Raw genomic sequence first — 12,932 nt, 5'->3', positions numbered from 1 at the left:
CTTCCCACACGACTCTGACCGGCACGAACATGCGGTTGAAAGTCCAGACTCAGGGGCCTTGACCCCGAATCCTGAACACGGGTTATGCGGCTTGCGCCAGCGTAGTTGGTGTGCGGTGGAGGGCGTTCTCGAAGGTGATCGGTGATCGTTGTCCGAGGTGGGAGTGTCGGCGTCGGGTGTTGTAGCGGTGGAGCCATCGGAAGGCGTCGAGGCGGGCCTCGCGCTCGGTCGACCAGCTCTTTCGTCCTTGCAGGGTCTCGCGTTTGAAGGTCGCGTTGAAGGACGTTCTCCGCCTCCAGCGGGGCCGGCGGCAGGGCTGGTGGTTCCTGCGTCCGCCGTCCCCGGGGACGGCTCACCCCGGCTGCCCGAACCCAGTTCCGCAGCGTCTCCGGGTTGATCCCCAGATCGGCTGCGACCGACCTGATCGTCGCTTCCGGCCGCGACTCGTACAGCGCGACCGCGTCCACCTTGAACTGCGGCGGATAGTTCTTCATGACCACGAGATGTCCGTTCTCAGATCCTCAGGATCCAGTGTCTCGTGTGTCCAACATCAGGGGTCAAGGCCCGTCAGCCCAAGGGACAGATCTGTCGGTGACGCCATCAGCCATCATCACTGTCGGCCCAGCACTTGAGGCCGGCTTCGGCGAGCGCGTCGACGATGCCGTGGGTGCGGGCGGCGGTCAGGTCATGGGTTGAGCCGGGCAGCGCGGGCGAGGCCCACAGCAGCCGCCCGAAGGGATCGGTGAGGACCTGGACGTTCATGCCGTGCCGCTTGTGTTTGCCGGAGTAGTACGGGTGTCGGCGGCGATCCGGTCGATCGGCAGCAGCGTCCCGTCGAGGATCACGAAGGCCAGGCGGCTCGCGGTCCGCATCGCCTCGGCCAGGCTGGGAGCCAGCGCGGCCAGGACCTCTATCGCCTCGCGGACGTAGCGGTAGACCGTCGCGATCCCGATGCCGAACCCGGCGGCGAGCTGGGCATAGGTGTCGCCGCACCGCAGATGGGCCAGGACCAGCAAAGCCTGACGGCCCGGCGTGACACGGCGCCACCGGGTGCCGATCTGGCGGCGGCGAACCGTGAGATGCCCCGCGAGGCGGCGCAGGTGGGCACTGGACAGATCGATCGCCGATGGATAGACAAGCACACGAAGCTCCTGGTCGGCACGGGTGATCTTGGTCGTGAACCCGTCTACCAGGAGCTTCGTCGGTTCGTACAGCCCGCCAACCGCCAGGCCACGCCGTCAGGTTGGAAAGGGCTCCGTGTGCCGCAGGCCGCCCGCCCCGAGTTCGTCGAGCATGTCCAGCGTGAGCTGCTACTTCGACCGGTGATGCCATTGATCGGAGCCGCGGCACCGGGCCCGACTGTCGGCGGCTTTGGTCCGTCCCAGCCATCAGGCAGGAACAGTTGCCAGGACACCGAGCCCCGACGACGTCATGAACTGCTGTAACTACCGATGATCAACACCCGGGCGTCCGGCAGTGGGGCTGGTGCCGCCTTGCTGCCCCATCGTGCAGTCAGGCTTGAATGAAGAAGGCTGGCTCATATACCTGTGCCGTGCTGACGTCTTCGTACACCACGGTGGGGCGCAGCCGGTTCCAGCGGTGGCCGAGGAGGAGAGCGAGTCCCATGGGGCAGGCAAGGAAGAGGTGGATCCGGGAAGTTGCGTGGCTGGGGCGGCGCAGGGCATCGCGGACTCCGACAGCGAGGGCGTTGGCGGCTGGGCTATCGAGGACCGAGCGGTCCTTGGGTCCGGCTGGTGGTGTGAGGATGAGAAGTCTGGATGCGGGGATGTTCTGTCCTTCGAGGTATTCGAGGACGTCCTGGCTGAAGTGTTGTTCTTTGACCGTGACATTGATGCCGACGGCGAGGTCTTCGCCTTGGCCAATGTCGTATTCCTTGACGGCGGGGTCGCATTCGGTGTCGTAGGTGTCCCGAGTGGACCATAGGTCTCCGCGCTGGAGAACGGCGAGGTCTGCTCCGGTGACCATGCGGAAGGCCGTGCCGGTCAGGAAGGCGGGGGCGAGGCGGAGGCTTCCTGACACGGAGATGTTGGTGCGGCCGGGCAGGCGAGCGGGGGCTGCCTCGATGTCGTCCTGAAGTTGTGCCCAGGTGGCTGGTGCGAGCGGGCGGCGTTTGGTGTATGCGGAGTCGGTTTCGAACCGGTCGATCCAGTTGATGGTGTGGTCGGCTTCGGCTGCGATCGGGTCGGGTTTGAGGGTGGCGATCGAGAGGATCGCGTAAGCGGGCCCCGTCCTGAGGGCGAGACTTTCTACGGCTGTCTTGACCATGTCGAGGGTGAGGGTGCGGTGGCCGTCGCGGACCTGCTGGGCGACCCAGTTGGCGCCCTCGTCGACGGCGTGGGTGTCGTTGCGGAGACCGCAGACGGCCATCAGGAGCTGCAACTGCTCGTGTACGTGCTGTAGTTCTCGGGACAGGTCGAAGCGTAGCCGAGAGAGGAGATCGTGGAGTTCGCTCTCGCTCAGGCCGGCGTTCTTGGCCCAGCGAGTTCGTGCCTTGCCGGTTTCCGCGCGTGCGGTTCCTTGAGCCGCCTTGGGCAGGAGGAGCTGAGTGCGGGCGTCCCGCACGGCGATGAGGGGGTCGTTGGGGTCTGGGGCCCGATTGGTGATGATCGCAAGGTCGGCATCGGTGCCTTCGGCGGTGAGAGTGCGCCATGTCGTGGTGATCTTCTTCAGGATCGATGGGCCTCCGGTGGGGCTCGGTTTAGTGAGGTAGTCCTCGTTGACGGGTGTGGTGCTGCTGACGGTGTATTTGACCTGGGCGTATGTGTGGGGCGGGGTACGGCGTAGCAGGACGACGTCGTCGAGGTTGCCTGCGTCGTCGGCTTCGACGCCGACGGAGACGACGGGGTTGGCGGTGTGAATGGCGTTTTCGCGCAGGAGAGTGAGGCAGCCGGTCCAGGCGATGAGCCACTGGTAGTGGTCGCCGGTGATTCTGACGCTGGTGGGGCTCGGCGCGGGCAGGGGTTTCATGGTCACTCTCCGGGAGCGAGGGGTGTGGAGGCTGCTCTGAGAATCGGGCCGCTGTCGTTCGGCCGTTACCGATGCCGCGGCTGATGCGGCAGGTCGTGCACGGGGACCTGGGTGATCGTGTTGTTGTGGCAGGTCCAGGCGGCCATGTCCTGATGCGGTGCGCGGGGGCCGAGGATGACGGCGATGAAGCTGTGGAAGGCAAGTTCAGGGTCGTTGAGGAGTTGGTGGTAGGTAGTTGCGTCGCGAGGGCTGGGGACGGGGCGGCTGGTGGGGTGGGTGTGCCATTCGCCGATCCAGACGCTGTGGTCCTGGACGTATGCCTCGTCGGCCAGGGTCTGGGCGTGGGCCAGGTCGCGAAGGAAGTAGGTGGGGGTTTGAATCGCTTCGGGTCCGGGGGTTCCGGCATGCTGGACGGTCACCGTGTCGTGGACGTGGTGTCCCAGCAGGATGCCTCCGGTTTCCCTGTTTCTGTCGGCGGTTCGAAGTTCGTCGGTGATGACGCGCAGGGCCTCCTGGGTGAGGTGCACAGCGGTGACGGGGCGCGGTGTCACGGGGTTTCGCAGGTGGGGCATCCGGGGCGTGGTGGTGTGGCGGGGAGCCATCGGGTTTCGCCGGTTCGGTTGAGGTCGAAGGGTGGTGCGCAGTCGGGCTGCCGACGCAGGCTGATGAGGCCGAGTTCGCCGGGCAGCCGCTGGTCGGGGTGCCCGAGGCGTTCCAGGAGCGTGGCGATGGCGGTTTTGGCTGCTAGATGGGCGACGAGGTGGAGGTCGGGACCGACCGCGGTCATCGGCCGGTGTCGTGTGCCCGTGCCGTATCCGGCGTCGAGAGCGGGTTCGGGGTCGATGCCGCCGTGCTCGGCGAGTGCCTGGCGCCTGCAAGTGAGGCATCCGTGTTGGGGCCACGGCCTCAGCCGCAGGACTTCGCCCAAGGCGCCGTCCTGCAGGACGCAGGCCATGACAGCGGGTATTCCTGCGCGGCGTGCGAGGTGTCCGGTGACACGGCGGGCGGCGACGCCGTCGGCTGTGCACAGAACAAGGTCGCTTTGGGGAAGCAGCGTTCTGACCCTGTCGGCTTCGTTGACGACGTCGAGGACCAAAGGGGTGGCTGTGGTGTCCGGGCGAAGTTCGGTGAGTTCCTCGGCGAGAGCTGTGGCCTTGGGGCGGCCGACGTGGCGGCGGCTGGTGGTGTGGCGCACGAGGTTGTGCCAGGAAAGCCGGTCGGGGTCGACGAGGGTGAGGTGTCCGATGCCGTAGCCGGCGAGAGCGTGCGCGGTGGCGGATCCAATACTGCCGGCGCCAACGAGCACGACATGTGCTGTCTGGAGGTCCTTGACGGGCCAGTGGTCCTGGATCTGGCTGATGCCGGTGGCCGATGGCTCGACGAGACAGTTGAGGGGGTACGCGCCGTCGTGCCCGACACGCCAGGCGACGATGTTGGGCACGTCGTGGTCGGGAAAGGCCTCTGTGAGGTTGGGCGCGTAGGTCAGAGCGAGGTACGGGATGGGGCCGGGCCTCTTGTAGCCGCTGGTGAGGTGCTTCTGGAATGCGGACAGAGGTATCCCTGTACCGAGTCGACCGCTCAGCTGGCGCCAGTAGACATGCAGTACAGGTGCCACGCGGTACCAGTATCCGGAAGCGCGTACGTCGCCGGTGGCCGCGATCAGGTTCTGGCCTGGCGAGGTGTTGACGGGGAGGATCGCGCCGTCGCGAGTGGAGACTCCCCGGATGACGGCCAGGTCCTCGTGGTTGCCGCGCAGCGTCATCCCGCCCCAGGGGCCGGCCTGGCCGATGGTCGCTGCGGCGTGGTGAGGTACAAGGATCAGCACGAGGGTTCACCCCCGGCGTCCGAGTGGTCCTGTGCTCTGTCAGGCGGGGCCGTCAGGCTGGCGGGGGCGCGCCCAGCGGCGGGGGGCCGGGTGAGGAGGTGGTCGAAGCGGTCGTCCTCGACGATGCCGCAGTCGGACATCTGCGTGATGGCCTCGTGCTTCATCAGCGCGTACTCCACTTTCCACCCTGCGGCCTTCAGGAGGAGATCGACGACGGACTCGCGGCCTGTCCACAGTGCGTCAGCGCGCAGGAGACACAGGGTGCGGTCACCGTTGACATGCCAGCGAGACTGCGTCCACTCGGCTGGCTCGGGAACCGGGTCGAGAGGCCAGATCTGAGGGGGCACCATGGGATAAGCCTGCCCGTAGGCCATCACTACATGGAGCCCTGTGCTTCCTGTCCACTCCGTGAGGTGTGCGGGCTGGGGCCGGTTGAACGGCCACAGAGGCAGCGTGCCGTGCCAGCTCCCAGCACCATCGCCGTCGTAGACCAGGTCGGGGAAGGCGGTGGTGATCTCGCGCTGGTCCAGCTCGAAACGGTGTGGTTCACAAGCCCACCACGTGAGGGGGGCCGGCAGAGAGGACCGCTGAGGGCCGGGGGCGGTCGTCATCCCTGGGGGGCGTCTTTGATCGGCCGAGGAGTGATGAGCGCGGGCGTGCCGGTGATCAGGGCCGGGGCCCCGGTCACCGGGTTCGCGGGCTTGGTCGGCGTGGCGGGAGCGGGGAAGGAATCGCCCAGAATCTCCTGCCACAGTCGCAGGGCCTGATCCGTCTCGCCAGCTGCGGCGGCCGCGCACGCCCGGTCGGCGAGCTCGGCGGCGTCGGCAAGGGCGGCCTGCAGACCGTCGTAGTCGAGGCCGGGTTGGATCTCACCGCACAGCTCGGCCGGGTCCTTCACGCCCTCGTTCACGCGTGCTGCTGCGGCGGTGAAGAAGGCGCACAGTGCGCTGGGCCGGTTACCGGATGATGGAATGCAGTCGAGAGCGAGGACTTCGATGACGAGCGACTTGATCCGTCCCGTGACGGGGACGCCGTGGCGCCACTGCTTCAGGACGCGGACCAGCGGGCGGAAGTGCTCCCAGTCTCGCTGGCGGTCGGCCACGAGGTTGATCAGGTGCTCGGGATCGGCGGGCACCCAGTTCTGGGCGAGTTTCTCGGGGATGAGCAGGGTGCCGTCGGCCTGGCGGAGAGCTGGCATCACGTCGACGGTGAAACCGTTCTCGTCGTCGGGGTCGTCAAGGAAGCACTTGACCGCGTGGTTCCTTGGCAGCGCTCGCCAGACTTCGTTGCCGTGGCTGCCGTTGGTCTTGCCCAGCAGCCGGTTGACCTGACCACGGGCGTGGTCCAGGGCGTCCTCGGCGCTGAGACCGGCAGTGCCCCAGTCGGGGTGCTGGGCGGAGTCATAGACGGCGATGATGTCGACGTCGTTGATGGGCTTGAGCTGAGTGCTGCGGCGGAGCGAACCCGAGCCGAGCGCCTCGGTGACATCGGGTTCGCTGATCAGCGCCCTCTTGAACAGATCGCGCCGTTCCCGGGCGAGCCGGGTCTGGCCCACGTCCTCGTTGACACTTCTCTGGAACTCGTCAAACGCTTCGTCGATCCGCATGCTGCCTCCTCGATCTTGCGTGTTTGGCCCTGATTCCACACCGAGTTCGGCCGCCTGGTGGGGCAGGCTTCGTCCGTGTTCGGGAGGCATCGGGCAGCTGTCAGCCAGCGTAGACGCCGCCACTGACAGCACCCCGCGGAGAAGCTCTCGCGGGAGGTGACGTCCTCGGGGTGTGCGGGATATCCATCACACGGAAAGTCACACGGGCGAGGAAGAGGCCGCCCTTGATGGCGTCCTGCGGAGTGGTCTAGCTGATCTTGGCGGGAGATGTGCGTCTGATTTGAGCCGTCGGATCCGTCGACTGCCTGCGAATGCTCCCGGGGATCGTGACGTTCGCAGTTGAGTTGGGTGGAGATTCCCGTGGGTAAATCAGGGGTCAGAGGATCCCCGTCCACGACCACGGCCGCGGGCCGGATCGACCGCGGAGACAGTCGATTCGGTGCTGCGCCTGGCTCTTCCACTCCGTGTGAGTGGCTGCGTGCTGTGCCGCGTACGTCACCATGCGCAGCTCGCGGGCGCGCGCGAGGACGGGATAGCCCTCCCACGCCGTCACGTCATGCCCGTAGGCCGCGCAGAAGCGGTCGTATTCGCGGATGGTGATGGCGCCCGTGGTCTTCGCGCGTACGGCGGTGGAGACGAGGTCCCACTCCGGGGGTCCGACAGAAAAGCGCTCCAGGTCCATCATCAGGACTCCGTCGGCCGTGCGGACGATGTTGCCGGGCCAGGCGTCGCCGTGCACGGCCCGAACGGGGAGACCGGCCGGCAGGTCGGCCCAGGCCGCCATGAGGTCGCGGTGAAGAGCGTGCAACCACTGCTTGTCGTCGTCGGGAATCGTGGTGGCCGCGTGCAGCCGTTCGTCGACCCGGACGAAGGGGTCGACGTACCCCAGATCGATCGTCGGCGCAGGCAAGGAGTGTAGTTGGGAGAGAAGTTGAGCGACGTCCTCAACGGATCCGTGCTGTTGAGGCGGCAGTTCCACCCAGAAGGTCACGGGTCTGCCGTCGATCTCGACCGGCTGCTCCACGTCGACCAGCCGAACAGCCGCGAAGTTCTCCTGAGCGAGCCAGTGCGCAACGCGGACCTCGCGGGCCGCCGCGTCGCTCTGGCCCGCCCGTGATATCCGTACGATCACCCGCCTGCCCGGCAGCCGCCATATCTGGTTCTCGGCCAGCCGTAGAGGTTCTGCTCCGTCGGCGTTCAACCCCACCGCAGAACATGCCTGCTTCAGGACGTGGTGCGCAGGTGCGGCTGCCGATGAACTCATACGGTGACCGTAGCTGCGATCCGGTCTCGGAGCGCCGAAGCCTCTTGGACGGTCCCATGCTTCGAGGCGAAACCGCCGAGCTGCCGCAAGTCGTCGGCTGCTCGCCGGGAGGTGAGTCGGCCTACCTCATTCAGGGCTTCGTGGCCGAGCGCGGCGGCCTGGCGGGGGTCACCCTTGGCCATGAGCAGGGAGGCCAGCTTGGTCCGTGAGATCGCACGGGACCGTTTGTAGGCGTCCGTGTGTCCGTTCACCGCTGTGTGGAATCGGCGTGCTGCCCGGCCCGGGTCCTGTCCGGCGAGGATGGCGAGGTCGAACAGGGCGTGTGCTGTGTCGCCGTTGTGCTGTGCCTCGTCGTAGTAGGCCATCCATGGCGGCTCTCCGGCGGGCCGGGCCCGGGTGAACGCTTCGTCCGCGGCGCCGACGGCGGCCATGGTGTCCCGTACGTTGCCCATCTTCCCGAAGGCCCTGGCCCTTGCCGTGTGAAGCATCGCCTGCTCGGTCGCCGTCAGGCGGTCGGAGCGCACCAGCCCCTTCTCGGCGTAGGTGAGGCCGTCGTCGGGGGATCCGATCCACACAGCTTGCCGGGCGAGGAAGGAGTACGTCTTGGCCCGCAGATGCCAGTCGCCGGCCTCCTCCGCGCAGTCCGCTGCGAACCGGAACGTGTGGGTGGCCTCATTGTGGTGGTAGGCGTCGAAGGCGGAGGCACCGACCACGATGCCGAGTCGCGATACGGCGGCGAACAGGTCGGTTCGCAGGTGCTCGGGGAACTGGGCTTGCAGCAGGCCGGCTGACCACTGCATGGCGCGTGCGGCCACGTCACGCACCACGCCACCGCCGCCCAGCTCGTTGTCCATGCCGCTGATGGCGGTGGCCACGGCCAGGACCTGGTCGATGTGGGCCGGGTTGACGCGTGCGGGGAGAGACAGTTCGGCGGGTGCGAAGACGTCGGTGAAGTCGAGAGGGGCTATGGCGGCGAGGCCACCGATCTGGAGGAACGAGCGTCGGATCACGGACTCATGGCTCCCAGAGCGAAGAGTTGGTTCGTCGCTACCCAGGATGCGGCCCGCCGGCTCCTGAAGCGGTTTCTCCCCTCCGCGCCTGGAGGCCCTATCGGCATCAGCCTGCTTTTTATCGGCATCACGGTTGCCGAAGACCATCGGCCACGCCCGGTCGAGGAGCCCTCCCGTGCGGAGGACGTCATCGAGCCGCTGAGCCACGTCGCGACGACAGCTCGGGTACTTTCCCTTCTCGATCGCCAAGATCATGTCGTCGCTGACCTGCACTAACCGGCCCAGCTCCTTGGCCGATAGCCCTTGTTCCAGGCGCAGTCCGCGCAGCTCGTTCCCGAACCACTCTTGAGGAGAAGCCCCTGGGTCGAGCTTCTTCATTGGCTGCGGCATGTTCTGCCCCTGACGTCGTTGATGCCGAACTCTTCACCTCTCGGCATCAGGCTCTGCTCGTTCGCGGTGTGCTCTGTCTAAATGGTTGCTGATCGGTTCCATTCCAGTACACACCGCAACCGACCCTTGTCGAAGGGGTTCTGGCAGAACGGAGGCAGCAGCGATGGGACTACTCGTCGACACCCGCGAGCGTGATGCTCCTGCGCGGGCCATGTCCAGGAGTGTGGACGGTCAGCTCGATATGAGTTTCAATGTCCGGGCGGAAGACCTGGGAACCGTGCGGGACATCGTCGCGGTGCACCTGCGCTGGTGGCGCATCGACGTCGGCACCGCGTTCCGCATGCTGACCGTGGTCAACGAGCTGCTCACCAACGTCCTGCAGCACACCACCGCGGACGCCAGCGGGTGCCGGATGGCCGGCCTGCTTCTCCAGAAGGTGCCGGACGGCGTCACCGCCGTCGTCCGCGACCAGGACCCTCGCCCGCCTGTGCACGCCTCTGCGGACCTCTTGGCCGAAGAGGGACGCGGCCTGATGCTGCTGCGCGCCCTGGCCGACGACACGTCCGTATCCGTCACCCCCGTGGGCAAGGACGTATGGGTCTTCATGGGGACCCCGGAACCCACCGAGCATTTCTAGCCCCCTCTGCGGTCGGCACGCGGCCCTCCCGGGCCACCCAACAACTTACGGAGTTCCGATGTCCCTCACCGTTCTTGTTCCGGAGACGACGTGGTTCCTCCGTCAGCCGACGCGTCCCGCACCCCGCAGTGGATACCTCCGCTCGACGCGGAGTGCTTGCGGTTCGTCCTGGAACGGATGAAGGACTGGAAGCCGTTCGATGTGGAGGAGGTCTTCGACGACCTCGACACGGCGATCGGCGACCAGCCGCCGCCCGTCGCGACGACCGGCGCCCTGGTCGACCGACTCCGCGGCCACCTGAAGCAGCTCAGCGACATCGCCCTCGCGGACGATCAGTACCCGCCCACCGTGGAGATGGTCCGGCTCGTTTCCCGTGGGGTCCCCCTGCGGGAAGAGCGGACACCGGCCGACTACCGACAAGCCGTCGGCCTCGCTCGTCGTCTGGCCTTCGTCGCCTCCGACCTCGTCGAAGAGTTGATCGAGGCCCGCTACATCAAAGAGGCGGAGTGACGCACAACCCCAGCTCCGTTCGGCACCGGGCCAGCCGAAGAGGGCCCAACATCCCACCCGAGAGGACGAGCACCATGTGTGCGCACAACCCGCCGTGCCCCACGGCTGAGGCTCCCGACAGGGAGGCCGCGCGGCTCCGCGCGCATCGGCCCGAGCAGGGCTGGAGCCTGCTGTGCAACGGCGTGCTTCTCTTTGAGGACACCGGCGAACTCCTCCCCGACGGCCGGGTCGTCGCCCCGCTGCGGGCCGTCGGCCTGGCGAGGGCAGCCGCATGAAGCGGACCAGCGCCGCGCCTCGGCTCGTCCCGTACATCACCCAGCGAGAGGGTGAATACGGCGGGTTGGAGTCGGAACTCGCGCTGAGCGTGAACGCCTTCGGCGCCGTACGGCTCGCCTACCGGGAGGAGACCGCTGCCGACCGTGGGCCGCGCGGTGAACTGTGGGCGCGATGCTCCCAGTCGCTGAACACCGCCGGGAGGCCGGCGGGCAGGCCGCAGTGGCGCTTGGTCAACTCCAGCAGGCAGCGGGAGGCGATGGAGCAGCTCCGGTGCCAGGTCGGCTTCTGCCCGGCCGAGACCGACCAGGGATACGTCTTCCTCTCCGGGCGAGCGGAAGACGCGTCCCACGGTGTCGGAGAACCGGTGAGGACGGCCCAGCCGCCGGTGTGCCTGAAGCACCTGAGGTCGGCCGTGGAGCTCTGCCCGCACCTGCGGAAGGGGCACGTCGCCTTCCGCGCACGGACGACCTCGCCGTGGGGAGTCATCGGCACCCGGTACCACCTCACCGCTACGGGCCTGGCACCGCTACCCGCCGACGATACACCCATGGCCTACGGGCACCCCCAACTGGGCTGGTTCCTGGCGAGCCAACTCATACGCGAACTCGGGGACTACGAGGTCGTCGATCTGGACGATCTCGTGTCCGCCGCCTAGACGGCCGCCCGGCGGTCCTGAGCGGTACGGACAGGACCGCCGGGCGGCTCACCACCGGCGCCAGAGACCTTGTGCGCCGGCCAGCACGAAACCGCCGAACTGCGGCGGTCCAGCCCGGAACAGAGTGTGTGCGCCGACAGCCTCCCGGCCCGCCGGCACGCGCCACCGGTTCAACCCCCTGAACACGAACGACCGAAGGAAGTCCATGACGAACACGACCGTCGAGCCCGACGAGGCGACCCGCCTGCGGAACCAGGTGGTGGACGAGCTGTGCGCGGACGGCAACATCTCCTCTCCGGAGATCGAAGCGGTGATGCGCAAGGTGCCCCGGCACGAGTTCACCCCCGCGGACACGCCGCTGGACAAGGCGTACGACACGTACGCCGCCGTGATCACCAAGACCGACGAGCACGGTGTGCAGCTCAGCTCCGTCTCCGCGCCGCAGATCCAGGCCATGATGCTGGAGCAGGCCCGGGTGGAGCCCGGGATGCGGGTGCTGGAGATCGGCTCGGGCGGGCTGAACGCGGCCTACCTCGCCGAGCTCGTCGGTGAGGGCGGTGAAGTCGTCACCGTGGACATCGACCCCGTCGTGACCGGTCGTGCGCGCCGGCTCCTGGACGAGCACGGCTACGGACGGGTGCACGTCGTCACCGCGGACGCCGCCGAACCCGTCCCGGATCTCGGCGAGGTCGACGTAGTGATGGTGACCGCCGGGGCCTGGGACGTTTCCCCGGCCTGGACCGCCCAGCTCAAGGAGGGCGGCCGGCTCGTCGTTCCGCTGCGGATGCGCGGCCTGACCCGCTCGATCGCCTTCGTCCAGGTCAAGGGCGAGCACGGTCCCTACCTGGAGAGCGAGTCGGCGAGGATCTGCGGCTTCGTCCCGATGCAGGGCTCCACCGCCCACCGGGAGGAACTCCTCCTCGTCAACGGCACCCCGGAGATCGGGCTCAAGTTCGATGACGGACTGCCCGTCGACCCGCACCGGCTGGACAACGCCGTCACGTACCCGCGCCACGAACTGTGGACCGGGGTCACCGTCCGCATCCAGGAGCTCATCGACACCCTCCAGATGGCGATGGCGATCAGCCTGCCGGGCTTCTGCACGATGGCCGTCGACGAGAACGCGGACACGGGCGTGGTCGACCCCGTGAACAAGCGGTTCGCGCTCGCGGCCGTCGAGGACGACACCTTCGCCTACCTCGTCACCCGCCGCACCGCGGACAACAAGCACCTGGAGTACGGGGTGCACGCCCTCGGCCCGCACGCGGAGCAGTTCGCCGACAAGATCGCCGGCGTGCTCCGCGACTGGGAGGCCGACCGGCGCGGCGGCCCCAGCCCGGTCATCCGGGCTTATCCGGCCGGTACCCCTGATGAGCGGATCCCGGCCGACCGGGTCATCGACAAGGTGCACAGCCGGATCTCGCTCTCCTGGCCCTCGGCGTAAGCCCGAAGGCCAGGTCATCCCGCACCACCCAACAGGAAGAAGGCACACATCATGACGAGCGCCACTCTCGCCCCGCCCCCGGTCACGCCGTCGGCGGACCTGGACGACGACTTCGCGCCCCTGGACGTGAAGGTCGTCATCGCCGAGCACTCCTACGGCCACCTCATGTGCCAGACGGGCGACGGCTGCGGCACCACCTGCGCGACCGGTGCCTCCGCCTGCGGCTCCTTCACCGAGGACCCGGCCTGATCCAGGCCCACCCCGCACCCGTGGGCCGGGCGAAGCGCTTCGCCCCGCCCACCGGGCCCCCACCCCACCCCCCGCCCC

Annotated in this window: 13 protein-coding genes and 4 pseudogenes; 6 read left to right on the top strand and 11 right to left on the bottom strand. The window is 67.8% G+C overall.

The window, feature by feature from the left end; translation table 11 throughout:
- Positions 1-82 precede the first annotated feature (82 nt).
- The 11 genes and pseudogenes from ACFXOA_RS27875 to ACFXOA_RS27825 all read right to left on the bottom strand — a co-directional run.
- A pseudogene (locus tag ACFXOA_RS27875) lies at positions 83-271 on the bottom strand (integrase core domain-containing protein); the annotation flags it as partial.
- Positions 272-296: 25 nt separating this feature from the next.
- Positions 297-494, bottom strand: a pseudogene (locus ACFXOA_RS27870) (transposase); the annotation flags it as partial.
- 121 nt (positions 495-615) lie between these two features.
- A pseudogene (locus ACFXOA_RS27865) lies at positions 616-1,142 on the bottom strand (transposase family protein); the annotation flags it as partial.
- Positions 1,143-1,512: 370 nt separating this feature from the next.
- Positions 1,513-2,988: an SAVED domain-containing protein gene (locus ACFXOA_RS27860; protein WP_385034170.1), complete on the bottom strand. Its 1,476-nt coding sequence runs from the start codon at positions 2,986-2,988 to the stop codon at positions 1,513-1,515.
- Between the two features lie 65 nt (positions 2,989-3,053).
- Positions 3,054-3,560 carry a Mov34/MPN/PAD-1 family protein gene (locus tag ACFXOA_RS27855; protein ID WP_385034167.1) on the bottom strand — a complete coding sequence of 169 codons (507 nt, stop codon included), beginning with the start codon at positions 3,558-3,560 and terminating at the stop codon, positions 3,054-3,056.
- Positions 3,536-4,813 (bottom strand): HesA/MoeB/ThiF family protein, encoded by a 1,278-nt coding sequence (locus tag ACFXOA_RS27850; protein WP_385034164.1) that lies wholly within the window; start codon positions 4,811-4,813, stop codon positions 3,536-3,538. Before ACFXOA_RS27850 ends, ACFXOA_RS27855 begins: the two co-directional genes overlap by 25 nt.
- Positions 4,807-5,424, bottom strand: a complete 618-nt coding sequence (locus ACFXOA_RS27845) for a hypothetical protein (RefSeq protein ID WP_385034161.1) — start codon at positions 5,422-5,424, stop codon at positions 4,807-4,809. Before ACFXOA_RS27845 ends, ACFXOA_RS27850 begins: the two co-directional genes overlap by 7 nt.
- On the bottom strand, positions 5,421-6,419 hold the full coding sequence (locus tag ACFXOA_RS27840) for a hypothetical protein (RefSeq protein WP_385034158.1): 999 nt from the start codon (positions 6,417-6,419) through the stop codon (positions 5,421-5,423). The genes ACFXOA_RS27845 and ACFXOA_RS27840 overlap by 4 nt, the downstream gene beginning before the upstream one ends.
- A 376-nt stretch (positions 6,420-6,795) precedes the next feature.
- A complete protein-coding gene (locus ACFXOA_RS27835) occupies positions 6,796-7,683 on the bottom strand; it encodes an aminoglycoside phosphotransferase family protein (RefSeq protein WP_385034156.1) in 888 nt (295 codons plus the stop codon).
- On the bottom strand, positions 7,680-8,693 hold the full coding sequence (locus ACFXOA_RS27830; protein WP_385034250.1) for an XRE family transcriptional regulator: 1,014 nt from the start codon (positions 8,691-8,693) through the stop codon (positions 7,680-7,682). The genes ACFXOA_RS27835 and ACFXOA_RS27830 overlap by 4 nt, the downstream gene beginning before the upstream one ends.
- 228 nt (positions 8,694-8,921) lie before the next feature.
- A pseudogene (locus tag ACFXOA_RS27825) lies at positions 8,922-9,071 on the bottom strand (helix-turn-helix domain-containing protein); the annotation flags it as partial.
- A gap of 253 nt (positions 9,072-9,324) precedes the next feature.
- On the opposite strand from ACFXOA_RS27825, the gene ACFXOA_RS27820 reads away from it, so the two are divergent.
- From ACFXOA_RS27820 to fxlA, 6 genes are all read left to right on the top strand, one after another.
- The gene (locus ACFXOA_RS27820) at positions 9,325-9,720 is read left to right on the top strand and encodes an ATP-binding protein (RefSeq protein ID WP_385034153.1); all 396 of its coding nucleotides are present in this window, start codon (positions 9,325-9,327) and stop codon (positions 9,718-9,720) included.
- Positions 9,721-9,810: 90 nt separating this feature from the next.
- The gene (locus tag ACFXOA_RS27815) at positions 9,811-10,230 is read left to right on the top strand and encodes a DUF6415 family natural product biosynthesis protein (protein WP_385034150.1); all 420 of its coding nucleotides are present in this window, start codon (positions 9,811-9,813) and stop codon (positions 10,228-10,230) included.
- Positions 10,231-10,304: 74 nt separating this feature from the next.
- Positions 10,305-10,505, top strand: coding sequence for a DUF5999 family protein (locus tag ACFXOA_RS27810; RefSeq protein ID WP_328902995.1), 201 nt, complete (start codon positions 10,305-10,307; stop codon positions 10,503-10,505).
- Positions 10,502-11,161, top strand: a complete 660-nt coding sequence (locus ACFXOA_RS27805) for a hypothetical protein (protein ID WP_385034147.1) — start codon at positions 10,502-10,504, stop codon at positions 11,159-11,161. The genes ACFXOA_RS27810 and ACFXOA_RS27805 overlap by 4 nt, the downstream gene beginning before the upstream one ends.
- Positions 11,162-11,366: 205 nt before the next feature.
- Complete coding sequence (gene fxlM, locus ACFXOA_RS27800) at positions 11,367-12,605, top strand: methyltransferase, FxLD system (RefSeq protein WP_385034144.1); 1,239 nt, start codon at positions 11,367-11,369, stop codon at positions 12,603-12,605.
- Between the two features lie 51 nt (positions 12,606-12,656).
- A complete protein-coding gene (fxlA, locus tag ACFXOA_RS27795; protein ID WP_047471421.1) occupies positions 12,657-12,854 on the top strand; it encodes an FxLD family lanthipeptide in 198 nt (65 codons plus the stop codon).
- Positions 12,855-12,932: the final 78 nt, after the last annotated feature.

This window comes from Streptomyces sp. NPDC059166, assembly GCF_042755185.1.
Classification (GTDB): domain Bacteria; phylum Actinomycetota; class Actinomycetes; order Streptomycetales; family Streptomycetaceae; genus Streptomyces.
The sequence above is the reverse complement of the archived record's forward strand: the minus strand, read 5'-3'. Positions and strand labels throughout refer to the sequence as shown.